This window comes from Pseudonocardia yunnanensis, from assembly GCF_039534065.1.
GTDB lineage: Bacteria > Actinomycetota > Actinomycetes > Mycobacteriales > Pseudonocardiaceae > Pseudonocardia > Pseudonocardia yunnanensis.
In genome coordinates, this window is sequence record NZ_BAAAUS010000017.1 from 19,944 (window position 1) to 44,095 (window position 24,152).

Consider the following 24,152-nt stretch of genomic DNA (forward strand, 5'->3'; position numbering starts at 1 on the left):
ATCGGGGGCCGTCGCCGTTTCCGGTCTCAGCTGACGGTGCTGGTGGGCGGTTCCGAATCGGAACCGGCCGCCGTGGTGCCCGTGAGCCCGCCCTCACCGCGGCTTGCGGTGTGCTGCCCGTCCGGGCCGCGGTCGGGGCTGGGTGCGCCGCCCATGCTCTGGGTGGAGCTGGTCGAACCACCGGTGCTCTGCCCCGGCCGAGTGGAGCTCGAGCCCTGCGGGTCGCCCTCGGCGGTGGCCGGGGGCGTCTGTGGGCGGGTGGTGGTCTCCGGGCTGTTCGGGGCGCCCGGGTCGCGGCTCGGCGGCGGGGCCGTCGTGGCGCTGGCCGGGTTCGAGGGCAATCCCGATGGGCCGCCGGGCGAGGCGGGCGACAGCTGCTGCCGCCTCGGGTCGGGGCTCGAACTGTCGCCGGGACCGCCGGACCCCGGACCGCCTCGTTGGTGGCGGGGGTCACGCGACGAGCTCTCCCCCGAAGGCGCGGTGGAACTTCCCGAATCCGGCGAGGCCGGGACTCCCTGAAGAACCGATGCCGACGAGGGCGGAACCTGCGTGCCGGACGGCTGTGGCGGTTCCGTACTGCTGGACCTGCCGGGCCGCTGGATCGCGGCACCGGGCGGCACCGGGCGGGACGGTTGCGTGGAAAGCGGGGTGCCGGGGTCGGTCGGCGTGCCGTTGGGGGTCTCCGCCGCCTTGGCGACGAGGAACTCCTGCACCTGTGTGAGCTCGTTGCGCCCCTCCTCGGGGCGCACGACGGAGAGGTCGGCCCGTGCCTGTTGGAGCTCCTGCGCCGCGGCCACGGGCTGGCCTGCGACGAGCGCCTCCTTGGCCTTGGTGATGCGCGCCTCGACACGGACCGCGGCCTCGACCGACTCCGCCCGTTGGCTGTAGAGCACCTTCGACACACCCCACAACGCGTCATCGGGCTGCGCGTTGTAGGAGCCGACCGAGACGGCGCCGATGGCCAGCACGACGAAAGCCGCGGCGGCGGCCACCGGGGCGAGGTGCCGCGCTCGACGGCCCGGTCGCCGGGCGGCCCGGACGGTGGCCACGGCGGTGTCGGTGTCGATGAGTTCGGGGATCGGGTCGACGTCGACGTCGGCCTTCCATGCGGCCAGGATCGCGGCGACGCGGTCGTCGGCGCCGTAGCCGGAGCGTCCTGGGGAGCTCACCGTCATGCCGGCGGCCAAAGCGTTGATCAGCTCGTCGTCGGCCTGGACGGCGACGAGGTCGACCGGTTCGCCGATCTCGTCGAGCGGGACCGGACGCGTCTGCATATGGGCGGGCCGATGCCCGTTGCTGCTGTGGCGCGGGCGGCGGTGTTCGAACGGATTCCGACCGGGGCCGTATGTATCGTCACGCACTCACACCACCTCCTCCTCTGGCATCGACTTGCGCAGGCGGGACAGCGCCCGGTGCTGGGCCACACGGACAGCGCCCGGGGTGGAACCGACAGCCTCCGCCGTCTCCTCGGCGGACAGCCCGACCACCACGCGCAGCACAAGTATCTCTCGCTGTTTCTCGGGGAGCGTGTCGAGCAACCGACCCATCTCGTCGGAGAGCTCGACGCGAAGCACACGCTGTTCCGGGCCGTCCGCGGACTCGACCGAGTCAGGCACGTCCGCGACTGGTTCGGAACGGTTCCGCGTTGCGGCGCGGTGCGCGTCGATTACTTTGTGTGACGCGATGCCATAGACGAACGCTAGGAACGGACGGCCCTGGACTCGGTACCCGGGCAAGGCCGTGAGCACGGCCAAACACACCTCCTGCGCGACATCATCGGCCGAGACCGATGATCGGTCCATCCGGCCGAGCCGCGCTCGGCAATAGCGCACGACCATGGGCCGGATGATGGCGATCAAGCGCCCGACGGACTCTGGATCGCCGGCCATGGCACGGCTCACCAGCTCGTCGGGAACGTCTGTCGTCTCACTCATCGCACACAGTCGCCCGGGCGTTACTGAACATGTTCGTCATCATCCGTTCGTGAGGCTCATCACGGACAGTGCTCAACCGTGTCCTCAGTGCCGACCACCGTAGCGAAGGCGGGTGACGGTTCGGGATGGGATCCTCCCGAGGGAGGAGACGCGCCGGGATGCCCGGCGATTCATGCTCAGGACAGAACCACCCGAATGGCGGTCTGCGACGCCGCGGGAGAGATCACCGCAACGAAGGGCGCGTGGCTGCGCGTAGGCAGCCACGTCGCCCGCTCGGTCGACCCGGATACGCGTCCGGGGAAGTGCGAAGTACGTGGAGGGGCACCGGTCACCAGGACAGCAGGGCCGGTCGGAACGCTCAGGAGACGAGGCCTCGGCGGAAGCCGTGGGCAACCGCCTGAGCGCGGTCGCGGACCCCGAGCTTGCGGAACAGCCGCCGAGCGTGGGTCTTGACCGTGTCCTCGGAGAGGTAGAGCTCTCGTCCGATCTGGCCATTGCTCTTGCCCTGGCTCATGCCGCGCAGCACCTGCAGCTCGCGCTCGGTGAGCTGGACTCCGGGATCGGTGGGTGCCCGCGGTGTGGGCACGGCCGTGCTCGCCAGGGTGTGCGCGAGTGCGGCCACCAATTCCGGACGCGACGCGTCCCAACGGAGGTAACCCCGGGCGCCGCCCGCGATGGCGGCGGCGATGCTGCCCGCGTCGTCGGGGGCTCCGAACACGATCACGTTCGCCTGCGGGTGGGCGGCGACCAGCCGCCGCGTGGCCTCGACACCCGTGGGCACCGCCCGCTGGGTGCCGACCAGGACCACGTCCACCGGCTGCCGGGAGAACCGGGCCAGCAGTTCGTCCCCATGCGCAACGCAATCGATCCGGTGCACCCCCGGCACCGCGGACATCACGCGGGTCAGGCCTTCGCGGACGCTGCGACGATCGTCGCAGATGAGTACCGTCGTCACGACGATTCCTTCCTGCAGCTTCCTGCAGCCGGGTGATGTGTCACCCCCCTCATCGGCGGGAGACAGGCTCACCTTGACACGATCAGGGCCGGTTTGTGCCCTCCATTCGGGAGAGTTGCGCCGAGTGGCACTGGTCATGTGGGTGACGTAAGACCGAATGGACTAATTACATTACCGGGGGTGGAGCAGGTACCCGGTACGACTCCCCCAGCAGGCGCCTACCGATCGGGTCTGCGCGCTGCTGAATGACGCTCAACGTGGCGAGCGCGGCGTGTCGTCGGCGTGCCGCGCCGTCGACCCTGTCGCTCACCGCTTTCTGAGAGATCTTGGTAACACCGTCGTTTGCGTCCAGCGCCACTGTGACGCCGTGCTCGAGAAGATCAGCTGCAGCCAGTCGTGCCGGCCACACGAGTGGGAGCAGTCGATATTGACCGGCCGACTCCGCCGCCGCATCGAGCTCCGCGACAGCCTTTGTCGAACTCGCACCGGCGACCGCTTCAGCGACCGCAAGCACGATCCGGGACTTGAGCACGTGACGAATCGATCCCGAGACACGCGCCAGCCCGAGGGCCGACCGTGCCGGCTCGACGGCGCCTGCGGCGTCGCCGCAGGCCAGCGCCAACTCGGCGCGCACCCATCCCAGCCGGACGGACGGCCGCCACGACCAGTTGCTGCGCGCCTCGTCCCCCACGGCAGCGCAGTCGGAGTGGTCACCGCCATCGTTAACCGTGACCTGCGCATTCGCTCTTTCGAGTAGCTCGTTCGCTCTGTAGAGCAGGCGTTTCGCGGTATCCGGCGCGGCGGTGCCGACCGCATCGGCGGCCAACCCGACCAGCGCATCGACCCGCGCCGCGAGCGCGAGACCGTGCGGGTCGTCCCGAACGGAGCAGGCCAGACGCAGACCCAGCGCGTCGTACGGGCGGGCGGCGACGTGCCCGCCGAGCTGACGGCGATGGGCCGCAAGGGTGACGGCCGCGTGCGCCGCCACCGCCACCGGGACACCCGGCCGTGTCAGCAGGGGCTCCAGAACGGCGGCCGCAGCGCCGTAGCGCCCCTGTCCACCGAGGGCCACCGCCACGTACCAGCGTTCGAGAGCCGTTGCGCCGGACCGGACCCGAACCGGTGCACCGGGCTCGGCACCGAAGGCCACCGCCGCGAGATGGGGCGGCGCTGCCACCGTGGTCACACCAGCACCGCGTCGCCGATCGTCGCGGTCGCCGCGCGCAGCGACGGCAGACGCCCGATCCGCTCGGGCAGCTCGACGCCGTCCCAGCCCGGTCCGGCGACGAACGTGCGGTACCGCGGCCTGGTACGGGGCAGCGATTCCAGCACGTCCGCGTCGGCCGTGTCGGGTAGCTGGGCCCACAGCACGACGGCGACGGGCGCCGTACGCCGGATCGCCGCCACGAGCGCCTCCCGAGGCACGTTCGCGCCGAGACCCCGGCAGACCACGCCCCGTTCGGCCAGGGCGGCGGAGAGCGCCACCAATGGCAGCGTGTGCAGCTCGCCGGGCATCGCGCCCAGCAGTATCGGACGCGCGTCGGGAGCTGTGGGCCGGAGTGCGGCAGCGCGGGCCCCGAAGACGGGATGGACGCACTCGCTGACGAGATGCTCGATCTCGACGCCGGTCCCGCTGTGCGCCCATCTCTCGCCGATCGCGGCGAGGACGGGCCGGACGACGTCGTCCCACGCGGACTCGGCACCGGCCGTGGCGACGGCCTCCTCCAACAGCCTGTAGACCGTGGGGGCGTCGAGTGCGAGCGCGGCACGCCCCAGGCCCCGGGCCGCCCGTCCGGCGCCCGGGAGGCGCAGCACCCGACCGCCCACGCGGACGCGGCCGGGGTCGTCATCGCCGTTGTCGCCGTTGTCGTCGTTGCCGCCGTTGCCGCCGCAGCTGTTGTCATTGCCGCCGTCGTCGTCGCGACGCTGCCCGCTGTGGCCGCGGGGTGGCTGGGCCGGCGCCCCGCCGTCACCCGCCACAGCGGCGAGTGCGACGCCGGGAGGAGACCCCACGGCGGCTGCCATCGCGTACGCCGCGGCGTCCGCGGGAGACACCCCCCGCACCAGCGCGCGCTGCATGAGCTCGAGGCGGGCGAGGTCCTCCGCGGAGTAGCGGCGGTGGCGGCCAGGGGTGTGCTCGGTGGGGCCGATCCCGTAGCGACGGTCCCAGGTGCGGAGCGTGGCCGGTGCGACACCGAGCCTGCGCGCCGCGGCGGCCACGCTCAGCCACGGCTCTGCAGCATCGGGTGCCGGAGGCCGCGCTTCAGGCTGCACGCGCTCATCGTGCTGGCCCCAGCGGGGCGAGGCAAGCCGAGATTGGCTATTGAACAACGTTTGACGCGGTCTACCATGGGCACATCACTTGCGTCGAAGATGAGCGTGGGAACAGGGCGAGGTGAGTGACGTGGCTGACACCCGACGGCTTCCGCTCCCGGTCACGGAGATCTGGGAATGGCAGATGCGCGGTGCGTGCCGCGGGATGGACAGCGCGTTCTTCTTCCACCCCGAAGGAGAACGCGGACCGGCACGGGCCAACCGCGAAGCGCGGGCGAAGATGGTCTGCCACCAGTGCCCCGTCCTCGAACAGTGCCGCCGGCACGCGCTGAACGCACATGAGCCCTACGGCGTCTGGGGTGGCCTGTCGGAGTCCGAGCGCGAAGAGATCATCCGCGGTCGCGACCGGAGGCTGCGGATGCCCGGCGAGCGCTCCCGCCGCAGGCACAGTCCCGCGAACTGAGACACAACGACAAACGGCGGGCCGCCCCTCACCGGGGCGGCCCGCCGTTCCGGCGTACCAGGTGGGTCAGTGCCCGTGGCCGTGGCCGTGGCCACCCGCGGCGGCGGGCTCCGGCGGCTCCGGCTTGTCGACGACAGCGCTCTCCGTGGTGAGCACCATCCGGGCGATCGACGCGGCGTTGACCACCGCGGACCGCGTGACCTTGACGGGGTCGACGACCCCGTCGGCCATGAGGTCGCCATAGGTCAGGGTGGCAGCGTTGAAGCCGTGGCCCCACTCCAGGTCGGCGACCTTGCCGATCACGACCGCGCCCTCGAGGCCGCCGTTGGCGGCGATCCAGTACAGCGGGGCCGTGAGCGCCCGGCGGACGACCGCCACACCGGTGGCCTCGTCGCCGGTCAGTCCGAGGCCGCCCTCGAGCTCAGCGGCCGCGTGCACCAGCGAAGCGCCCCCACCGGGGACGATGCCCTCCTCGACCGCGGCCCGGGTGGCCGACACCGCGTCCTCGATGCGGTGCTTGCGCTCCTTGAGCGCGGTCTCGGTGGCGGCGCCGACCTTGATGACGGCGACACCGCCGGAGAGCTTCGCCAACCGCTCCTGCAGCTTCTCGCGGTCCCAGTCCGAGTCGGTGGCCTCGATCTCGGCCTTGAGCTGCGCGATGCGCCCCTCGATGGCCTCCTTCGAACCAGCGCCCTCGACGAGGGTGGTGGCGTCCTTCGTGATGACGGCGCGGCGCACCTTGCCCAGCAGGTCCAGCCCGGCCTCGGACAGCTTGAGCCCGACCTCCGGGTTGATGACCGTGCCGCCGGTGGCGACGGCGAGGTCGTCCATGAAGGCCTTGCGGCGGTCACCGAAGAACGGCGACTTGACCGCGACGACCTTGATCGTCTTGCGGATCGAGTTGACGACCAGCGTGGACAGCGCCTCGCCCTCGACGTCCTCCGCGACGATCAGCAGCGGCTTGCCGTCGGCGAGCACCTTCTCCAGCAGCGGGAGCAGGTCGGCGATCGCGCTGATCTTCTCGCGGTGCAGCAGGACGTAGGGGTCCTCCAGCACGCCCTCCATCGACTCCGCGTCGGTGACGAAGTACGGCGAGAGGTAGCCCTTGTCGAACTGCAGGCCCTCGGTGATCTCCAGCTCGGTGGCGAGCGTGGAGCCCTCCTCGATGGTGATCACGCCGTCCTTGCCGACGGTCTTGAGCGCCTCGCTGATCAGGTTGCCGATCTCGGCCTCACGAGAGGCGATCGTGCCGACCTGCGCGATGTGCTCCTTGTCGTCGACCGGGATCGCCTTGGCTTTGAGGACCTCGGCGACCTTGTCGGCGGCGGCGGAGATGCCACGACCCAGCGCGGTCGGGTTGGCACCGGCAGCCACGTTGCGCAGGCCGGCGGCCACCATGGCCTGGGCGAGCACGGTGGCGGTGGTCGTGCCGTCACCGGCGACGTCGTTGGTCTTGGTGGCGACGGTCTTCGCGAGCTGGGCGCCCAGGTTCTCGAACGGGTCTTCGAGGTCGATCTCGCGCGCGATGGTGACGCCGTCGTTGGTGACGGTCGGCCCACCGAACTTCTTGTCCAGCACGACGTGACGGCCACGCGGGCCGAGGGTCACCTTGACCGCGTCGGCCAGCTGGTTCACTCCGCGCTCGAGCGAGCGCCGCGCCGCCTCGTCGAAGCTGATCTGCTTCGGCATGTCCTGCCTCTCTTGGTTCTCCGGAAACAGCGCCGCCCCGGTGGCCCGCTCGGTCGAGGGACCACCGGGGCGGCGGCTACAGAACTGCCTGCGTCAGTTGACGACCGCGAGGACGTCACGCGCGGAGAGGATGAGGTACTCCTCGCCGTTGTACTTGACCTCGGTGCCGCCGTACTTCGAGTAGATGACGACGTCGCCGACAGCGACGTCCAGCGGAACGCGGTTGCCGTTGTCATCGATCCGACCCGGTCCGACAGCCAGGACCTTGCCCTCCTGGGGCTTCTCCTTGGCGGTGTCCGGAATGACGATGCCGGACGCGGTCGTGGTCTCCGCCTCGCTGGCCTGGACGACGATCTTGTCCTCGAGCGGCTTGATGTTTGCCACGCCGATGACCTCCCCTTCCTGGGGTACGTGCCTTCGCCTACATGTTCAGGGACGACAGCCATCGGAGGTCCCGTCGTCGCGGGTGCCGGAACATCCTGGCCGTGCGTTTGGCACTCTACCCATGAGAGTGCCAGCGTCTCAACGCCGGTGCCCGCTATGACACGAAGTGGTAGCTGTGAGCCACAACAGCATCCCCCCGATGACGTCATCGCTGGTCACAGGCGAGTGATCGCACTGAAGTCAGGCGTTCGACGTCCCGACCCCGCGCGACCCCCTGAGCGCACCCAGCAGCGCAGGGGCCGAAATTCGGAGGGCAGGAGTAGACCGGACGAACCAGTACGGAACGAGCAAACCTCGCCTCCCGTTCACCGGCCGGTGCCGTCGGCGCCATCCGGCGCACGAAGGGATGATCGACCCTGCTCGCCGTGACCACAGACGTACCTCCCACCACATCGGTGCGTGACTCCAGCTTCAGCCGGCGCAACATGCTGAAGGCGGGGCTGACCGCCTCCGCCGTGCTCGCCGTGCCCGGCACCCTCCTCACCGGGTTCGCCGGGTCGGCGGCAGCCGCTCCCGCGGGCAACCCGTTCACGCTCGGCGTCGCGTCCGGGGAGCCCACGCCGGACGGGATGGTGCTGTGGACGCGCCTCGCGCCCGACCCACTGGCCGAGGACGGACTCGGCGGGATGGGCGACCGGAAGACCGACGTCGAGTGGGAGCTCGCCTCCGACGAGGGCTTCCGGGACATCGTGCGCCGGGGTACCGAGACCACCGGTTCGGAGCTGGGCCACAGCGTGCACGTCGAGCTGGCCGGCCTGAAGGCGGGACGGGAGTACTTCTACCGGTTCCGCTCCGGGAAGGACGTCTCCCCTGCCGGCCGCACCCGCACCGCGCCGCCCGCGTCGGCGATGCAGAAGCTGACCATGTGCTTCACGTCGTGCTCGCAGTACGAGCACGGCTACTTCACCGCCTACGCCCGCCTCGCCGAGGACGAGCCGGAGCTCATCCTGCACCTGGGCGACTACCAGTACGAGTACGCCGCGGGCGACTACAAGGCCCCCGGCGGGAACGTGCGCGACCACGTCGGCCCGGAGACCGAGACCCTCGGGAACTACCGGCAGCGCTACGCGCAGTACAAGACCGACGCCGACCTGCAGGCCGCCCACGCCGTCGCGCCCTGGCTCGTCGTCTTCGACGACCACGAGCTCGACAACAACTGGGCCGACGAGGTGCCGGAGCACCCGGAGACCCCGCAGCCGAACTTCCTCGCCCGGCAGGAAGCGGCACTGCGCGCGTACTGGGAGAACATGCCGCTGCGCAAGGCCCAGCGGCCCAAGGGCATCGACATGCGGCTCTACCGCTCGGTGTCGTGGGGCCGGATGGCGAGCTTCCACATGCTCGACACCCGCCAGTACCGCGGCGACCAGCCGTGCGACGACAAGTTCAACACCGACTGCGCCGACCGCACCGACCCGGCACGCTCGCTGCCCGGCTCGCAGCAGGAGAAGTGGATCGCCGAGGAGTTCCGGCGCTCGCAGGCCCGCTGGGACGTGCTCGGCCAGCAGGTGTTCTTCTCCCAGGTCGACTTCACGCCCGGCGCGGGGCGCGGCTTCAACCCCGACGCCTGGGACGGCTACCCGGGTTCGCGCGACCGCGTGGTGGACTCCTGGACCGCGGCGAAGGCGCGCAACCTGCTGGTGCTGACCGGTGACGTCCACGCGCACTGGGCGGCCGACATCAAGCAGCGCTTCGACGACCCGGCGGCTCCCGTCGTCGGATCCGAGCTCGTGTCGAGCTCGATCACGTCGGGCGGAGACGGCTCGGAGACCAGCCCGACCACGGCGGACACGCTCGCCGACAACCCGCACATCCGCTTCTACAACAACCGTCGCGGCTACGTGCGCACGCGGTTCACGCAGAACGAGGTGACCGCCGACTTCCGCGTCGTGCCCTTCGTGAAGCAGCCCGGTGCCCCCGTCGAGACCCGGGGGACGTTCGTGGTGGAGGACCGCAAGCCCGGTCTGAACAAGGCGTGAACTGTGTGCGGATACGAGTGCTGCGGCACTCGTATCCGCACACGGTCGTAGAGTCGCAAGCATGGCGAAGATCGGCTCTGACCTGGATGTGACCCGGCTATGTCTGGGCGGCAACGTGTTCGGTTGGTCGGCGGACCGGGACACCTCGTTCGCGGTTCTCGATGCGTACGTGGCGGCGGGCGGGAACTTCGTCGACACGGCCGACTCGTACATGTGGAGAGCGCCCGGCAACTCGGGCGGTGAGTCCGAGACGATCATCGGCGAGTGGCTGGCCGCCCGCGGCAACCGCGACGACATGGTGATCGCCACGAAGGTCGGCTCGTGGCCCGAGCGGCCGGGGCTCTCGCGCGCCAACATCACGGCGGCGGTGGAGGACTCGCTGCGTCGGCTGCAGACCGACCGGATCGACCTCTACTACGCACACCGTGACGACCCGGAGACCGCGCAGGAGGAGACCCTCGACGCCTTCGACAGCCTGGTCCGGGCGGGCAAGGTCAGGGCGATCGGCGCGTCCAACTTCACGGCCGAGCGGCTGCGCTCCGCGTTGGAGATCTCCGACCGCGACGGGCTCACGCGCTACGTCGCTCTGCAGCCGCACTACAACCTGCTCGAGCGGGCCGACTTCGAGGCGTCCCTCGCGCCGCTGCTCGCCGAACAGGACCTGGCGTGCCTGCCGTACTTCGGGCTGGCCAAGGGCTTCCTGACCGGCAAGTACCGGCCGGACACCACCGTCGAGAGCGTCCGCGCCGAGGGAGCACGGGAGTATCTGGACGACCGTGGGCTGCGAGTGCTGGCGGTGCTCGACGAGATCGCGGCCGGTCACAACGTGCCCGTGGCCGCCGTCTCTCTGGCCTGGTTGGCCGACCAGCCCACCGTGGCCGCTCCCATCGCCAGCGCCCGCACCACCGAGCAGCTGGCCGATCTGCTCCCGATGCTGGAGCTGCGCCTGACCGACGACGAGCTGCGGCTGCTGCGCCACGTCAGCGACTGATCGGGACTGATCGGGACCGGATCGGCATGGTCCGTGGCCGGCGGCGATGCCGGCCACGGCCCCGGCAGTGCCGGTGGGCCGTTGTCAGTCAGCCGAGCCGGCGAGGGGCGCGAGGCGTCCCAGGCGCGGACGGATCGCCGCGTCCACGCTCCAGGTGGCTCCCGCCCCGGCGAAGAACAACGCGAGCGCGGCGAAGATGTAGCCGATCGACGGCCCGAGATCGGTCATGCCCGTCGTGAACGGCATGTGCAGGTGCTCCGCGGAGGTCCAGATGCCGAAGGACCACACGGCGGTGACGATGAACGTGAGATTCGACAGGAACCCGAGGATCAGGGCCACTGCGATCAGCGACTCGACGATGGCGGTGACGACGGCGAACACTCCCGGGCTCGTCGAGGCAGCGCCGTGCCACATCTGCACCCACTGATGCAGCACCGGGACCGGGACCTTCGACTCATCGAGCTCGTGACCGAGGGTCTGGCCGCCGACAAAACCGGGGAGCCATTTGAAAACAGCGTCTATCGCCCAGAGGACGCCGAAGAGGATCCGCACCACCGCCGCGCCGTGCAATCGACGCAGGGACCGATCCATCGGAACGTATGACCGCGTTCCACGCAGATCGTCGGTATTGAGGGCCGCACTCATTTCCGACTCCCATCACTGATTGTTGATCATTGAACGACCAACGGTAGCTGGGACGATCGGGGAGTCAAGGCGATGGGATCTACATCGCCCTCAATTCGCGCAGGATGTCTCGGTTCCGTAAGAAATGCGGGCAGGCGGGCCGCACGGAAACCCGCATCCGGAAAGTTTGGAACCAATTCGGAAAGGGTTCGAAAACCTGGCGATCAGACCAGAACTTCGGTCACCGGGAGCGACGAGTCGGCCGGCAGTTGCAGCGACGAGGGCTGTGCGCCCGCCACGAGCAGGTGCGCGCCCAGCGCGGCGACCATGGCCCCGTTGTCGGTGCACAACCCCGGTCGGGGCACCCGCAGCGCGATGCCGGCGGCGGCACAGCGTTCCTGCGCCAGCTCGCGCAGCCGGGAGTTGGCGGCGACCCCACCCCCGAGCAGCACCGTGTCCATCCCCCGCTCCCGGGCAGCCCGCACGGCCTTCGCCGTGAGGACGTCGACCACGGCCTCCTGGAAGCTCGCGGCCACGTCGGCGACCGGCACCGGCGTGCCTGCCCGTTCGAGCGCCTCGACGTGCCGCGCCACAGCCGTCTTGAGCCCCGAGAACGAGAAGTCGAACGGGGCGTCGCGGGGCCCGGTGAGGCCGCGCGGGAACGCCACGGCCCCCCGGTCGCCGTCCCTGGCCACGCGGTCGATGTGCGGACCGCCGGGGAACGGCAGGCCGAGCAACCGCGCCACCTTGTCGAACGCCTCACCGGCAGCGTCGTCGATCGTGGCCCCCAGCGGGGTGACCGGCCCGGCGAGATCGGGGACGTCGAGGAGGCTCGAGTGCCCGCCGGACACCAGCAGCGCCAGGCACGGCGGCAGGGGCCCGTGCTGCAGCGTGTCGACGGCGACGTGCGCGGCGAGATGGTTGACCCCGTACAGCGGGACGTCCCACGCGGCGGCGTAGGCCTTGGCGGCAGCGACGCCGACGAGCAGGGCTCCGGTGAGCCCCGGACCCGCTGTGACGGCCACGGCCTCGACGTCGCGGCCGGTCACCCCGGCGGTGGCGAGCGCGCGGTGCACAGCGGGCACCATCGCCTGCAGGTGCGCCCGCGAGGCGACCTCGGGAACGACCCCACCGAAGCGCGCGTGCTCCTCCACGCTGGAGGCCACCTCGTTGGCCAGGAGCGTGACGCTCCCGTCCGGGTCGGCGCGCACCACCCCGACGCCCGTCTCGTCGCAGGAGGTCTCGATTCCGAGAACGATCATGCTGCCGGCTCCCGCCGCATCGTGTGTGCGTCGGCACCGCTGGGCCGGTAGTACCGCTTGCGCAGGCCGACGACCGTGAATCCTTCGTCCTCGTACAGCCGACGGGCCGCGTCGTTGTCGGTGCGGACCTCCAGGAACACCGTGGCACGCTCCGCGTCGGCCACCGCGAGCAGTCCGCGCAGCAGCTCCCGCCCGATTCCGCGCCGCTGGTACGCCGGATCGACTCCGATGGTGTGGATCTCCGCCTCCGCGAACGGTGGACCGGCCACGAACGCGAGCCCCGCGTAGCCCACGAGCAGATCGCCGTCGCGCGCGGCGAGGTAATGGTGGCCCGCGCGCAACTCCTCACGGAACGCCGGCGCGCTCCACGGGTCGTCGCCGGGGAAGAGGAGCTTCTCCAGCTCGGCGCAGCGCTCTGCGTCAGCCTCGCGCAGCGCGTCGATCGCAGGCACGGTGGCCGTCATCCAGCGCTCCTACCCGCGGGTTCACTCACCCGCTTGCGCGCGCCGGGCTCCACGGCGTCGGGTCGGCGCAGGTAGAGCGGCTCGAGCGGGCCCGGACGCACCCCGGAGTGCAGCGCAGGAGCCGCCACCGCAACCAGCCCGGCGGGTGAGGGTGACGCCGGCTCCCACTCGGGGAGGCCGACGAGCGCAGCAGAGCCACCCGCTGCGGCGACGGCGCCCAAGCCGTCGACACGGGCCGTCAACACGGCGGGGGTCTCGACGTGCGGGCCGCTGATGCGCCCGCCCTCGCCGTCGTAGAGCGCCCAGTAGACCTCACGCCGACGGGCATCGGTGACGACGAGAAGGGGGCCGTCCGGAACGGGACCCGCGGCGAGGGACGCGGCGGCGATCGCGTCCAGCGAGCAGACGCCGTGGACCGGGATGCCGAGGGCGTCACCGAGCGCGGCGGCGGTGACCATGCCGACCCGCAGGCCGGTGAACGGACCGGGGCCGGTGCCGGTGACCACGGCGTCGACATCGCGCATCGCCACGCCGGCGTCGGCGCAGGCGCCCAGCACCTCCGGCATGAGCAGCTCGGCGTGTTTGCGGGCGTCGTGCGCGACCCGGACGGATCGCTCGACGACGGCGTTGCCCGTCAGCTCGACGACGCCCGCCGTGACGGCGGGCGTCGCAGTGTCCAGGGCTAGCACGAGCACAGGTCGAGCCTACGAGCGTGCCTCCGAGGCCGGTCGGAGGGGGCAGGCCGGCTCCGTGGCGCCGGGAGCGACGCTCACCAGTCGGCGAGCAACTCCGGGAGGTCGGCGAGGCGCTGGATCACGCCGTCGGGCTGCACGTCCACCGCCACGTGCTGCACGGCCGGGATGTCCGAGTGGGGCACGAGCACCGCACGCATACCCACCCCTTTAGCCCCGCTGATGTCGTCGTAGGGCCGGTCGCCCACGTACACGCAGCGGCCGGGGTCGGTGGCCCCGACGGCGCTCATGGCGGCGTGGAAGGCGGTGGGGTGCGGCTTCGTCCAGGGCAGCTCGCTGGTCCACACGCACGCGTCGAAGAGATCCAGCACGCCGTCGCGGCGGAAGAGCTCCTCGTGCCATTCCCGAGGCCAGGCCGTGGACGACAGCACCCCGAGCTTGAGACCGCGCTCGCGCAACGCGGCGAGCATCGGGGCCGCGTCCGGGTCGGTGGCCGTGTACTGCACCCAGTACTCGCGGTACGCCTCCAGCGCGGCCTCGTACCGCTCGCGCGGGTGGTCGGCGCCGTCGGCCGCGTCGGCCAGCACGTGGGCCAGCGTGAACGCACGGTGCTCGTCGCGCACCGTCATCCAGCGGGCCTCGTCGGCGGCGAGGAGCGCTGCCGCGAACACCTCGGCGCGGTCGGGGTCGTCGGCGTGTAGGACGTCGGCGAGGCGCCGCCAACCGGCGAGATGGTCGACGGTGGCCCATGGGGTGAGCGTTCCACCCCAGTCGAAGATGACCGTGTCGATCACGCCGCCTCCACCCGGTGGACGCTCGCCACCCGAACGTCGTCGGGGCGGCGGGTGATCCGCACCAGCAGGTGGCGCTCCGCGAGCCGCTCGGCCACGCCCTCGCCCCACTCGACGGCTACCACCGCCTCCGCCAGGTCGGTGTCGAGGTCGAGGTCGTCCAGCTCCGCGGCGCCGCCGAGCCGGTAGGCGTCGACGTGCACGAGCGGTACGCCCGCCCCACCCGGGAGCGGACGGTGCTCACGGGCGATCACGAACGTCGGCGACGTGATCGGACCGGCCACGCCGAGCCCGCGCGCCAGGCCCCGGACGAGGACGGTCTTGCCCGCCCCCAGCGGCCCGGACAACACCACCAGGTCGCCTGCCTTGAGCCCGCCGGCCAGCCGCTCGCCGAGCTCCTCGGTGTCGGCGGCCCCCGGCAGCTCCATCTCGACGTCGAGCTCGACCGGGTCCTTCGCCTGCTGCGTCATGCGCGCCGCCGCAGCCCGTTGGGTGCGCTCCGGACCGCGCTGCGACGCAGCAGGTCGACCAGTGCCTCGTCCATGGCTGCCGGCTGCTCCAGCATCGGTAGATGCCCCACCCCGTCGAACCGCACGAGCGTGACCTCCGGCAGCTCCGCCGCGATCACGTCGCTGTGGGAGAACGGGATGACGCGATCGGCGTCGCCGGCCGCGACGAGCAGCTCGCAGGTGGCGAGGGCGGGCAGCGCGGCGACCCGGTTGTGGCTGCCGACCGTGTCGGCGAAGTCGGTGAGCGCGTCGACAGCGTTGGCGCTGATCATCTCGTCGACGAGGTCGACCAGGCATGGCGCGACGTTGCGGTCGCCGTAGGCGAAGCTGCGCGTGATCGCCCAGATCACGTCGCCCGCGGCCTTCCGGACTCCCTCCACGAGCTTCGGCTGGAGCCGGGCCGCCAGTCCGACAACGCGGGTGAGCGGGTTGTGGCGCGACAGCAGCGTGCCGGAGAGCCCACCACTGGCCACCTCGCCCGCCGACGTAGACACCAGCGCCACACCGGCCACACGTTCGGCGAACAACGCAGGGTTCTGCTCCGCGAGCGCCATGATCGTCATGCCGCCCATCGAGTGGCCGACGAGCACGAGGGGCCCTTCGGGTGCGAGCGCCCGGATGACCGCGTCGAGGTCGTGGCCGAGTTGCTCGATCGTGCAGCTCTCCCGCGGAGCCCGCTCGGATCGGCCGTGGCTGCGCTGGTCGTAGAGCACGAGCCGCACGGCGGGGTCGGTGAGCATCGGGAGGGACCGGCGCTGGAAGTGCCAGGTGCGCCGGTCGAGGGCGAAGCCGTGAACGAGCACGACCGTGAGCGACGGGTTGCCGCCCGGCGCCTCGATCTCCTCGCAGGAGAGCCGCACACCGTCGTCGGCGGTGACCGAGGACGCCTCGCTCTTGGGCCCGTTTGCGGGCCCTGGCTCGATCTCGGCGAGTTGGGTGGCGAGGCGGCGCCGCTCAGCGGCGATCTGCGAGTGCTTGCGTGCGGCCACGCCGACCGCGACCCCTGTGACGGCCGCACCCGCGGCGCCGGCGACGGTGCCCCAGATCTGCCCCCGGTTCACGACGACGCTCCGGCACCGATCACCGTGCGGGTGACACGGCGCCAGTGGATTCCCGTGACGATCTCGTAGTGGATCGTGCCTAGCTCATCGGCCCAGTCCTGGGCGGTCGGCTCGCCGTGGTCACCGGGACCGAACAGCACCGCGGCTTCCCCCTCCCGGACCGGGTCGTCACCGCAGTCCACCACCACCTGGTCCATCGACACCCGCCCGACGACGGGCCGCACCACACCACCGAGCAGCACCTGCATGCGCCCGTCGCGCCCGAGCCTGCGAGGCACGCCGTCGGCGTAGCCGATCGGGAGGAGCGCGAGAGTGGTCTCACGCGGTGTGGTCCATTCATGGCCGTAGGAGACGCCCTCCCCTGCCGGTACCCGCTTCACCAGCGCCACCTTGCACCGGAGCGTCATCGCGGGCCGCAACGGGCTGCGTGCCGGCTGGCGGTCCAGCGGGTCGAGCCCATAGACGGCGATACCGGGACGCACGAGATCGAAGTGCATATCGGGCCGGGTGAGCGTGGCCGCGGAGTTGGCGAGATGCCGGATCGGCGACAGGCCACGGTCCTTGGCGCCCTGCCACGCGGCGATGAGCCGAGCTTTCTGGAGGTCGTTGCTCGGGTGCTCCGGGACGTCGGCATTCGCCAGGTGGGACCAGACCGCGACGACCTCGGCGATCCCGTCGGCAACGGCCTTCGTGGCATCGTCGAGCAGATCGGGCCAGTCGGCGGGCTGCGCGCCGCCACGGGTGGCCCCGGTGTCGACCTTCAGGTGCAACCGGGCAGGTCGCCCCGCGCGGCGCGCACCGGCCAGCGCCCCGGCGAGATGGCGGCGCGACGAGATCGACAGGTCGATTCCCGCGGCCACCGACTCGGTGAAGTCGTCGTCGGGGAGGTGCAGCCAGCACAGCACCGGCGCGGTGATCCCGCCGTGTCGCAGCTGCATGGCCTCCTCGAGGGTGCAGACGCCCAGCCAGGTGGCCCCGGCCTCCAGGGCGGCGCGACCGACGGGTACGGCGCCGTGGCCGTAACCATCCGACTTCACGACGGCCATCACCGCGGCGCCGGGAGCCGCGGCGGCGCGCAGCACCTCGATGTTGTGCCGGATGGCGTCGAGATCGACGACGGCCTCCGCACGCGCGCTCCCGGGCAGATCGACCACGTCCTCATCATCTCATCCATGACCGTCACATCGCGGACAGAGCGATGATCGGATCCCAGATCGGCCGAGATCCCCCCGGCCACCGACAACCCGGCGAGCCGCCCGGCACCGATCGGCGAGACGTCGGAGGGCCGGTGCGAACTCATACACCTCGGATCGCGCGGATCGCCGCCGGAATCGCCGCCTGCAGCCTCGACGCCGGGGCCGGCGCGCCGCGCGCGGCCAGCTCGGACGCGAGCCCGTGCACGTGGGTCGCGCATCCCGCCGCCCACCACGGCTCGAGCCCGGCAGCCAGCAGCGCACCTGTGATTCCGGTGAGCACGTCTCCGGAACCGGCGGTCGCCGCCCAGGAGGACGTCGACGGGTGTACCAGCGCGCGTCCACCCGGGTCGGCGACCACGGTGGCGTTGCCCTTGAGCAGCACGGTGATGCCCAGTTCGGCCGAAGCCCGACGGGCAGCCGCGACCCGGTCGCTGCCGACCTCACCCGCGATGCGCGCGAACTCGCGGTCGTGCGGCGTGATCAGTACCGGCCTCCCCCGCAGCGCCGCACGGAGATCCGCGTGCAGGGCGAGCAGGGAGATCCCGTCGGCGTCGATGCAGAGTGGAACGTTGCGGCCGATGGCCTCGGACAGCACGGCAAAGCCGGCGTCGTCCGTGCCGATGCCCGGCCCGACGGCCCACGCCTGGGTCTGCCCCGCATCGACGATCGACTCGGTCGCGACGATCTCGGGCCACTGGTCCCGGACGAGCGACGCGGCGGTCCCGGCGAAACGGACCATACCGCTCGTCGCGAGGGCGGCCGCCCCTGCGGACAGCACCGCAGCGCCGGGGTAGGTCGCCGAACCGGCGGCGATACCCACGACACCCTGGGTGTACTTGTCGTCCGCCGGGCCGGGAACGGGCCAACGAGCGGCGACGTCGGCCGGGCCGAGGACCTCGGCGTACGGCTCGGGCAGCAGCGGGCCGAGCCCGATGTCGACCAGGTGCACCTCGCCACACCTGTGGGCCGCGAGCACATGCACCGGCTTGAGCGCACCGAACGTGACGGTCGCCGTGGCCGTGACGGCGGGACCGTCGACCGCGCCGGTGTCGGGGTCCACACCGCTGGGCAGGTCGACGGCCAGCACGGGCACACCGGCGTGGTCCACCGCGGCGACCAGGCGCGCCGCGGGCTCGCGCAGAGCCCCGTGCCCGGAGATACCGACGATGCCGTCGATCACGAGGTCGGCCCCGAGCGCGGCCACCAGGCCGGCGTCCACGTCCACGAAACGGCCCCCCGCGCGGCGCAGCGCGGCGAGACCTTCGGGGTGGGCACGAGCCGCGTCGAGCAGCACCGCGGTGACGCCGACGCCGCGTCTGCGCAGTTCCACCCCGGCCCAGAGCGCGTCCCCGCCGTTGTTGCCTGCGCCGACGAGGAGCACCACCCGACGGCCGCTCACCTGCCCGCTCCGCGCGAGCATCCGGCGTGCATGCACCGCGAGCCCGAACGCGGCGCGCCGCATGAGCGCGCCCTCGGCCGTGCGGCCCAGGAGCACGGCTTCCGACTCCCGCACCTGCTGGGCCGTCCAGACGCCCCTCATCGGCCATCTCTCGGTGGCATGCCCGGAGCGTAGGACGCGGGTGGGCACGAGCGCCGGACGACCCGCGTCAGGATGGCGTGAGGGCGAGAACACCGCCGATGTCGTGGGCCACTCGCCAGATCCGTGAATCGCCCGTTGCGGACAGCGTTAATCGCCGGTCAGTGCCGTAGTGGTAACGCGGCGCAGCCTGGGGGCGACGGGGGGTTGGTGCTCCCCGCATGGACCTGGCTCGACTTCCTGCTGTTCCTCGCCGCCATCCCCGCCGGTGTCGGCGGCTGCCTACTCGGAGTCCGAGGCGCCGACGCGATCAACCGCCGGCTCGGGCGCGACGCACCCGGCGACGACACCGAACGCATCCCCGGCCGCCGCGACGAGTAGCGGAGAAAGCACCTGAGCACCGTCGGTTGTTGCTCGCACGATGCGCCGTCGCCGCGTTGCGTTCGCCCGCCCGACGTCGCTAGGACTACGGTGCTGCGCTGTGACCCGGACCCGCCCGTTCGCCCGGCCACCGGAGATGCGCAACGCCAAGGAGGCGCTGGAACAGCTCTCCCGGCCCGGGCCGCACCAGGTGCTGCGCGGCAACCTCGGCATGGTCGGCATCCCGGGCGTCGTCTTCGCGCCGGAGGAGGGGCTGGGGCTGCCCGCTGTCGCGTTCGGGCACGACTGGCTGCAGCCCGCCGAGCGCTACGCCGACCTGCTGCGGCACCTCGCGTCCTGGGGCATCGTGGCGGCCGCCCCGTCGAGCCACCGCGGCCCGTTGCCGAGCCACGCCGGGTTCGCCACCGACCTGCGCACCACGCTCGACGTGTGTGCCGGGGTGCGGCTCGGCGAGGGACGGATCAGCGTGGACTCCCGCCGCACCGCACTCGCCGGTCACGGGATCGGCGGCGGGATCGCGATGCTTGCGGCGCAGGACCGGCCACGCGTCCGGGCCGTCGTCACGATCGCGGTCGCGCAGACGCGGCCGTCCGCCTTGGACGCCGCCCGTGCTCTCACGATCCCCGTACTGCACCTCGCCGCGGGCAGGGACACTGTCGCGCCCGCCGCCGGGCACGCAGAGCCCATCGCGGCGGCGGCAGGCGGACCCGTCTGGTTGCGCACGCTCTCCAAGGCCACCCACACCGGGTTCCTCGAGGGCGTGCACTGGAGCGACTTCGTGCTCTCGGGCAACCCCGACGCCAAGGCACGCCGCCTCGCCCGCGCCCTGGTCACAGCCTTCCTGCTGCACCACCTGTGCGACGAGGACCGCGTCGACATGCTCATCGACGGGAAGGTCCCCGGCACCACGCTCGCCGACCGCCACTGATCCAGCGCCGGCAGGCCGCAACTCGCGCAACCAGGACTGGCAACTCGCCCACCGGAACGACTCGCGGCCCCCAAACGATGCGAATCGCGCTGGCGGGACGGTCGACTCGCACAGCTGGAGTCGGTGCCCCACCGGACGGGCCGACCCGCGCAAGGACGATGCGGCCGGAGACGCCCAGGCCCAGCGGGCCGCGACTCTGGCAGCCGAAAGGGGCCGTTCGGGCAGATGGGACGGGCGACTAGCGCAGGCAAAAGGGGAGATCCGTGCTGCTCGAAGGGGTGGCTCGGGCGGGACACGAGCGGTCAGCCGGTCTCCGGGTCCTCCGGCGGGAATTGGGCGATGCGCATCCCTCGCTCGCTGTCAGGGCGCTGCGCCTCCGTGCCGCCGAGACGCATCCCGGAAGTCCGCGGGGACGGCAGGCCCACGCCGGCGGGATCGGCCGCCTGTCGCGCGTACGCCTCGCCCAGTTCGGCAGCCGATCCGGCCTCCCGGCCCAGTTCCTGACCCAGCCGCACGACCCGCTCCGCCCACTCGAGGCCACGGCCGTCCGGCCAGTCGTGGCCGATCTGCTCGGACAGCCGGCCGACGCGCCGCCCCATGTCGGCAAGAGCGTCGCCGAGCTCAGCCCACCACCGCGCCGTACGGGACAGGGTCTCGACATCGACGAGGTCGGCGGGACCGGGCAGTGGGACCGGCCGGCTCATGTCCACTCCTCGCCGGACGACGACGCGGGGCGTGGGGCGCCGAGCGCGTCCTGAATTCGGAGCATCGCCACGGCGACCGCACCGTCGGCGGCGGCCGACACGGTCGCTGCACCGGCGAGCGCCGCGCTGAGCTCGGCCAGTTCGCGGACGGCGCTGAGAAGGACCGCGCGCAGCCGTTCGTGCTCGGCCACGAGGGCCGGGCCGCCGGTGACGTCGCCGGAAGATGGAGGCAGCACCCCGCGCAGGTCCTCGGAGAGGCCGGATGCCGTGATCGCGTGGGATCGCAGCCGATCGGGTTGCAGGCGCAGCTCAGGCGGCACGAGCCGATCGTGCCGCACCCATCCGGCAGGGCGGGGCGGAACGGGAGAATCAGTGCGCGGCGGCGACGACGTCGGCCAGCCGCAGCGCGACGGCCTCCGCGACCTCTGCGGTGGGCGCCTCGACCATCACCCGCACCAACTGCTCGGTGCCGGACGGACGCAGCAGCACGCGCCCGGTGCCACCCAGCTCCGCCTGCGCGGCCTCGACGGCCTCACGGACCGCGTCGGAGCCGGCGACCGCGGTCTTGTCGGCCACCTGCACGTTGCGCAGCACCTGCGGCAGCGGCGTCACCACCGAGGTGAGCGCGGCGAGCGACGAACCGGTGGCCGCCATCCGCGCCATCAGCCGCAGCGCGGTGAGCAGGCCGTCGCCGGTGGTGGAGTGCTGCGGCAGCACGACGTGCCCGGACTGCTCGCCACCGAGGCTGAACCCGCCCGTCCGCAGCTCCTCGAGGACGTACCGGTCGCCGACCTGGGTGGTGCGTACCGCGATACCCGCCTCCTGCATCGTGAGGTGCAGGCCGAGGTTGCTCATCACCGTGGTGACGAGGGTGTCGTGGGTGAGCTCACCGGCCTCGCGCATGGCGAGAGCGAGCACGGCCATGATCTGGTCGCCGTCGACCTCTGCGCCAGTGGCGTCGACGGCCAGGCAGCGGTCGGCATCCCCGTCGTGAGCGATACCGAGATCGGCAGCGTGCTCACGAACGGCCTTCTGGAGCGGCCCGAGGTGGGTGGACCCGACGCCGTCGTTGATGTTGAGGCCGTCCGGGTCGGCGTGCACCGCGACGACCTCGGCCCCGGCCCTGCGGTACGTCGCGGGCGCCACGACGGATGCGGCACCGTGTGCACAGTCGACGACGACGCGAAGCCCGGCGAGCGAGCCCGGTGTGGCGGCGATGAGGTGGTCGCGATACCGATCAGCGGCGTCGACGAGGTCGTGGACACGGCCGATCCGCGCACCGGTCGGACGCTCACCGCGGGTGTCGAGGCCCTCCTCGACCGCACTCTCGAGCGCGTCGGGGAGCTTGTGGCCGCCCGCCGCGAAGAGCTTGATGCCGTTGTCCGGCATCGCATTGTGCGACGCGGAGATCATCACACCGAGGTCGGCTCCGAGCGACCCGACCAGGAAGGCGACCGCCGGGGTGGGTAGCACCCCTACGCGAACCGCGTCGGCTCCCGCCGACGTCAGGCCCGCGACGACCGCAGCTTCCAGCATCTCCCCGCTCGCCCGCGGATCCCGCCCGACAACGGCCAACGGCCGGTGGGAACGGTCCCGTTCGGCGAGCACCCGTGCGGCGGACGCGGACAACGCGACAGCGAGCTCAGGAGTGAGCAGGTCGCCGTTGGCCAGTCCGCGAACGCCGTCGGTACCGAACAGACGTCGCTCGCCCAATGGGTCAGCGCTTGCTGTACTGAGGCGCCTTGCGGGCCTTCTTGAGGCCGTACTTCTTGCGCTCGATGACGCGCGGGTCACGGGTGAGGAAGCCGGCCTTCTTGAGCGGCGGGCGGTCGTCGGGGTCGGCCTCGATCAGCGCACGGGCGACCGCCAGGCGCAGCGCGCCGGCCTGACCCGAGGTGCCACCACCGTTGAGGTTGGCGAAGATGTCGAAGCGCTCGGTCTTCTCGACCGTGACGAGCGGCTCCCGGATCAGCTGCTGGTGCAGCTTGTTGGGGAAGTACTCCTCGAGCGACTTGCCGTTGAGGCGGAACACCCCGGTGCCCGGCACCAGCCGGACGCGGACGACGGCCTCCTTGCGGCGGCCGACGGTCTGGATCGGCCGGTCGGAGAATACCGCCGGAATGGCGGGAACCGCGTCGATGTCGGAGTCGACCTCGACCTCGACCTCGGAGTCGACGTCGTACTCGTCGGCGTTGTCCGCGGCGAGCGCGGCTTCCTCGACGGCCTCGATCTCGGCGGCTGCCGTCTCGGCGGCCTCGCTCCCGGGCTCCGGGGGGGTGGTCACGGGCTGTCCCTCTTCGTTCTCTGCGGTGGTCACTGCGCGACCTGGGTGATCTCGAACGCGGCCGGCTGCTGCGCGGCGTGCGGGTGGTCGGGCCCGGCGTAGACCTTCAGCTTCTTGCTCATGGCCCGGCCGAGGCGGTTCTTCGGCAGCATGCCCTTGATCGCCTTCTCGACGAGGCGGTCGGGGTGCTTCTCGATCATCTCGCCGACCGAGCGCTGGCGGAGACCACCAGGGAAGCCGCTGTGGCGGTAGATGAACTTGTCGTCCCGCTTGTTGCCGGAGACGGCGATCTTCTCCGCGTTGACGATGATGACGAAGTCACCGGTGTCCATGTGCGGGGCATACGTCGGCTTGTGCTTGCCGCGCAGGAGTGTGGCGGCGTGCGTGGCGAGGCGGCCGAGCACCACGTCCGTAGCATCGATCACGTGCCAGGCGCGGGTGATCTCGCCGGGCTTGGGGCTGTACGTGGGCACGGACCTACCTCGTCGCTGTCGTGTGCTCGTCGAATGCTCGGGAGCTGCCTCTGGTCGCGGGTGCGGAGGAAGGCGCCGGGCCCGGATGGGGCCGTGCGGGCCGCCGTTGAGAGCGACCGCGGGTCTCCACCCACCGCACATCGAAGAACGAGGGTACCCGCCGGTCTGAAGCGGGGTCAAAACGCCCCCTCCAACCGCCGGGCACCCTGTTCCGTTGCCCTCGACGCTACCTCCAGCGGGCCGCGTTGGCCCGCTCGACCTGCTGATAACTCTCGTTGGCCGTGCCCAGGGCCACGCCGATCTGGGCGAGCACCGCCGCCAGATCGGCTGCGGCCGTGTCCCATCGGCGCTGGGTGGCCTGGTACTCGGTGGCCGCCTGCCCCTCCCAGCCTGCGACCATCGGCGCCAGGAACCGTTTGAGCTCCTCCAGCTGGCCAGAGATGCGGTTGGCGGTGGTGCCGACGTCCGTCCGCGCCACTTCCAGCGCCCCGAACGTGACCTTGATCTCAGGCATTGCTCG

Annotated in this window: 27 protein-coding genes; 5 read left to right on the forward strand and 22 right to left on the reverse strand. The window is 71.7% G+C overall.

The annotated features are described in order from the left end of the window. Nucleotides 1-26 precede the first annotated feature (26 nt). The 5 genes from ABD743_RS16765 to ABD743_RS16785 form a co-directional block, all read right to left on the reverse strand. A complete protein-coding gene (locus tag ABD743_RS16765) occupies nucleotides 27-1,274 on the reverse strand; it encodes an anti-sigma-D factor RsdA (RefSeq protein ID WP_344723016.1) in 1,248 nt (415 codons plus the stop codon). 87 nt (nucleotides 1,275-1,361) lie between these two features. Then, nucleotides 1,362-1,934: a sigma-70 family RNA polymerase sigma factor gene (locus ABD743_RS16770; protein WP_344723017.1), complete on the reverse strand. Its 573-nt coding sequence runs from the start codon at nucleotides 1,932-1,934 to the stop codon at nucleotides 1,362-1,364. 358 nt (nucleotides 1,935-2,292) lie between these two features. Beyond that, a complete protein-coding gene (locus ABD743_RS16775; RefSeq protein WP_075942692.1) occupies nucleotides 2,293-2,889 on the reverse strand; it encodes a response regulator transcription factor in 597 nt (198 codons plus the stop codon). A 166-nt stretch (nucleotides 2,890-3,055) separates the two neighbouring features. Next, complete coding sequence (locus ABD743_RS16780) at nucleotides 3,056-4,075, reverse strand: hypothetical protein (RefSeq protein ID WP_344723018.1); 1,020 nt, start codon at nucleotides 4,073-4,075, stop codon at nucleotides 3,056-3,058. Continuing rightward, nucleotides 4,072-5,163, reverse strand: a complete 1,092-nt coding sequence (locus ABD743_RS16785; RefSeq protein ID WP_344723019.1) for a MerR family transcriptional regulator — start codon at nucleotides 5,161-5,163, stop codon at nucleotides 4,072-4,074. The genes ABD743_RS16780 and ABD743_RS16785 overlap by 4 nt, the downstream gene beginning before the upstream one ends. A 130-nt stretch (nucleotides 5,164-5,293) precedes the next feature. On the opposite strand from ABD743_RS16785, the gene ABD743_RS16790 reads away from it, so the two are divergent. Continuing rightward, entirely contained in the window at nucleotides 5,294-5,626 is a 333-nt protein-coding gene (locus tag ABD743_RS16790) for a WhiB family transcriptional regulator (RefSeq protein WP_344723020.1), read from the forward strand. A gap of 66 nt (nucleotides 5,627-5,692) precedes the next feature. Here the strand turns inward: ABD743_RS16790 and groL are convergent, their stop codons facing one another. Further along, on the reverse strand, nucleotides 5,693-7,315 hold the full coding sequence (gene groL, locus ABD743_RS16795) for a chaperonin GroEL (RefSeq protein ID WP_344723022.1): 1,623 nt from the start codon (nucleotides 7,313-7,315) through the stop codon (nucleotides 5,693-5,695). 93 nt (nucleotides 7,316-7,408) lie between these two features. Beyond that, entirely contained in the window at nucleotides 7,409-7,699 is a 291-nt protein-coding gene (groES, locus tag ABD743_RS16800) for a co-chaperone GroES (protein ID WP_013677399.1), read from the reverse strand. A 485-nt stretch (nucleotides 7,700-8,184) separates the two neighbouring features. Here groES and ABD743_RS16805 point away from each other — a divergent pair, with 485 nt between their 5' ends. Both ABD743_RS16805 and ABD743_RS16810 read left to right on the forward strand, forming a co-directional pair. After that, nucleotides 8,185-9,735: an alkaline phosphatase D family protein gene (locus tag ABD743_RS16805; RefSeq protein ID WP_344723224.1), complete on the forward strand. Its 1,551-nt coding sequence runs from the start codon at nucleotides 8,185-8,187 to the stop codon at nucleotides 9,733-9,735. Nucleotides 9,736-9,796: 61 nt separating this feature from the next. Continuing rightward, complete coding sequence (locus ABD743_RS16810) at nucleotides 9,797-10,726, forward strand: aldo/keto reductase (protein ID WP_344723023.1); 930 nt, start codon at nucleotides 9,797-9,799, stop codon at nucleotides 10,724-10,726. Between the two features lie 84 nt (nucleotides 10,727-10,810). Here ABD743_RS16810 and ABD743_RS16815 read toward each other — a convergent pair whose 3' ends face one another. The 9 genes from ABD743_RS16815 to ABD743_RS16855 form a co-directional block, all read right to left on the reverse strand. Beyond that, nucleotides 10,811-11,317 carry a TQO small subunit DoxD gene (locus tag ABD743_RS16815; protein ID WP_344723024.1) on the reverse strand — a complete coding sequence of 169 codons (507 nt, stop codon included), beginning with the start codon at nucleotides 11,315-11,317 and terminating at the stop codon, nucleotides 10,811-10,813. Between the two features lie 257 nt (nucleotides 11,318-11,574). After that, nucleotides 11,575-12,612, reverse strand: a complete 1,038-nt coding sequence (tsaD, locus tag ABD743_RS16820; protein WP_344723025.1) for a tRNA (adenosine(37)-N6)-threonylcarbamoyltransferase complex transferase subunit TsaD — start codon at nucleotides 12,610-12,612, stop codon at nucleotides 11,575-11,577. After that, a complete protein-coding gene (rimI, locus tag ABD743_RS16825; RefSeq protein ID WP_344723026.1) occupies nucleotides 12,609-13,076 on the reverse strand; it encodes a ribosomal protein S18-alanine N-acetyltransferase in 468 nt (155 codons plus the stop codon). Before rimI ends, tsaD begins: the two co-directional genes overlap by 4 nt. After that, on the reverse strand, nucleotides 13,073-13,771 hold the full coding sequence (tsaB, locus tag ABD743_RS16830; protein WP_344723027.1) for a tRNA (adenosine(37)-N6)-threonylcarbamoyltransferase complex dimerization subunit type 1 TsaB: 699 nt from the start codon (nucleotides 13,769-13,771) through the stop codon (nucleotides 13,073-13,075). Before tsaB ends, rimI begins: the two co-directional genes overlap by 4 nt. Before the next feature lie 74 nt (nucleotides 13,772-13,845). Beyond that, nucleotides 13,846-14,562: an HAD family hydrolase gene (locus ABD743_RS16835; RefSeq protein WP_344723028.1), complete on the reverse strand. Its 717-nt coding sequence runs from the start codon at nucleotides 14,560-14,562 to the stop codon at nucleotides 13,846-13,848. Next, on the reverse strand, nucleotides 14,559-15,029 hold the full coding sequence (gene tsaE / locus ABD743_RS16840) for a tRNA (adenosine(37)-N6)-threonylcarbamoyltransferase complex ATPase subunit type 1 TsaE (protein ID WP_379658883.1): 471 nt from the start codon (nucleotides 15,027-15,029) through the stop codon (nucleotides 14,559-14,561). Before tsaE ends, ABD743_RS16835 begins: the two co-directional genes overlap by 4 nt. Then, nucleotides 15,026-16,129, reverse strand: a complete 1,104-nt coding sequence (locus tag ABD743_RS16845; RefSeq protein ID WP_344723029.1) for an alpha/beta fold hydrolase — start codon at nucleotides 16,127-16,129, stop codon at nucleotides 15,026-15,028. Before ABD743_RS16845 ends, tsaE begins: the two co-directional genes overlap by 4 nt. After that, entirely contained in the window at nucleotides 16,126-17,274 is a 1,149-nt protein-coding gene (gene alr / locus ABD743_RS16850; protein WP_344723226.1) for an alanine racemase, read from the reverse strand. Before alr ends, ABD743_RS16845 begins: the two co-directional genes overlap by 4 nt. Nucleotides 17,275-17,425: 151 nt before the next feature. Continuing rightward, nucleotides 17,426-18,865, reverse strand: a complete 1,440-nt coding sequence (locus ABD743_RS16855; protein WP_344723030.1) for an NAD(P)H-hydrate dehydratase — start codon at nucleotides 18,863-18,865, stop codon at nucleotides 17,426-17,428. 207 nt (nucleotides 18,866-19,072) lie between these two features. On the opposite strand from ABD743_RS16855, the gene ABD743_RS16860 reads away from it, so the two are divergent. After that, a complete protein-coding gene (locus ABD743_RS16860) occupies nucleotides 19,073-19,243 on the forward strand; it encodes a hypothetical protein (RefSeq protein WP_344723031.1) in 171 nt (56 codons plus the stop codon). A 100-nt stretch (nucleotides 19,244-19,343) separates the two neighbouring features. Then, nucleotides 19,344-20,171 carry a dienelactone hydrolase family protein gene (locus ABD743_RS16865; protein WP_344723032.1) on the forward strand — a complete coding sequence of 276 codons (828 nt, stop codon included), beginning with the start codon at nucleotides 19,344-19,346 and terminating at the stop codon, nucleotides 20,169-20,171. 302 nt (nucleotides 20,172-20,473) lie between these two features. Here ABD743_RS16865 and ABD743_RS16870 read toward each other — a convergent pair whose 3' ends face one another. The 6 genes from ABD743_RS16870 to ABD743_RS16895 all read right to left on the reverse strand — a co-directional run bounded on the left by ABD743_RS16870 (nucleotide 20,474) and on the right by ABD743_RS16895 (nucleotide 24,146). After that, on the reverse strand, nucleotides 20,474-20,875 hold the full coding sequence (locus ABD743_RS16870; protein ID WP_344723033.1) for a hypothetical protein: 402 nt from the start codon (nucleotides 20,873-20,875) through the stop codon (nucleotides 20,474-20,476). Then, on the reverse strand, nucleotides 20,872-21,195 hold the full coding sequence (locus ABD743_RS16875) for a hypothetical protein (RefSeq protein ID WP_344723034.1): 324 nt from the start codon (nucleotides 21,193-21,195) through the stop codon (nucleotides 20,872-20,874). The genes ABD743_RS16870 and ABD743_RS16875 overlap by 4 nt, the downstream gene beginning before the upstream one ends. A 49-nt stretch (nucleotides 21,196-21,244) precedes the next feature. Next, nucleotides 21,245-22,588 (reverse strand): phosphoglucosamine mutase, encoded by a 1,344-nt coding sequence (gene glmM / locus ABD743_RS16880; protein ID WP_344723035.1) that lies wholly within the window; start codon nucleotides 22,586-22,588, stop codon nucleotides 21,245-21,247. 4 nt (nucleotides 22,589-22,592) lie between these two features. After that, a complete protein-coding gene (gene rpsI, locus ABD743_RS16885; RefSeq protein ID WP_344723227.1) occupies nucleotides 22,593-23,015 on the reverse strand; it encodes a 30S ribosomal protein S9 in 423 nt (140 codons plus the stop codon). A 173-nt stretch (nucleotides 23,016-23,188) separates the two neighbouring features. After that, the gene (gene rplM / locus ABD743_RS16890) at nucleotides 23,189-23,632 is read right to left on the reverse strand and encodes a 50S ribosomal protein L13 (protein WP_344723036.1); all 444 of its coding nucleotides are present in this window, start codon (nucleotides 23,630-23,632) and stop codon (nucleotides 23,189-23,191) included. Between the two features lie 226 nt (nucleotides 23,633-23,858). Beyond that, entirely contained in the window at nucleotides 23,859-24,146 is a 288-nt protein-coding gene (locus ABD743_RS16895; protein WP_344723037.1) for a WXG100 family type VII secretion target, read from the reverse strand. Nucleotides 24,147-24,152: the final 6 nt, after the last annotated feature.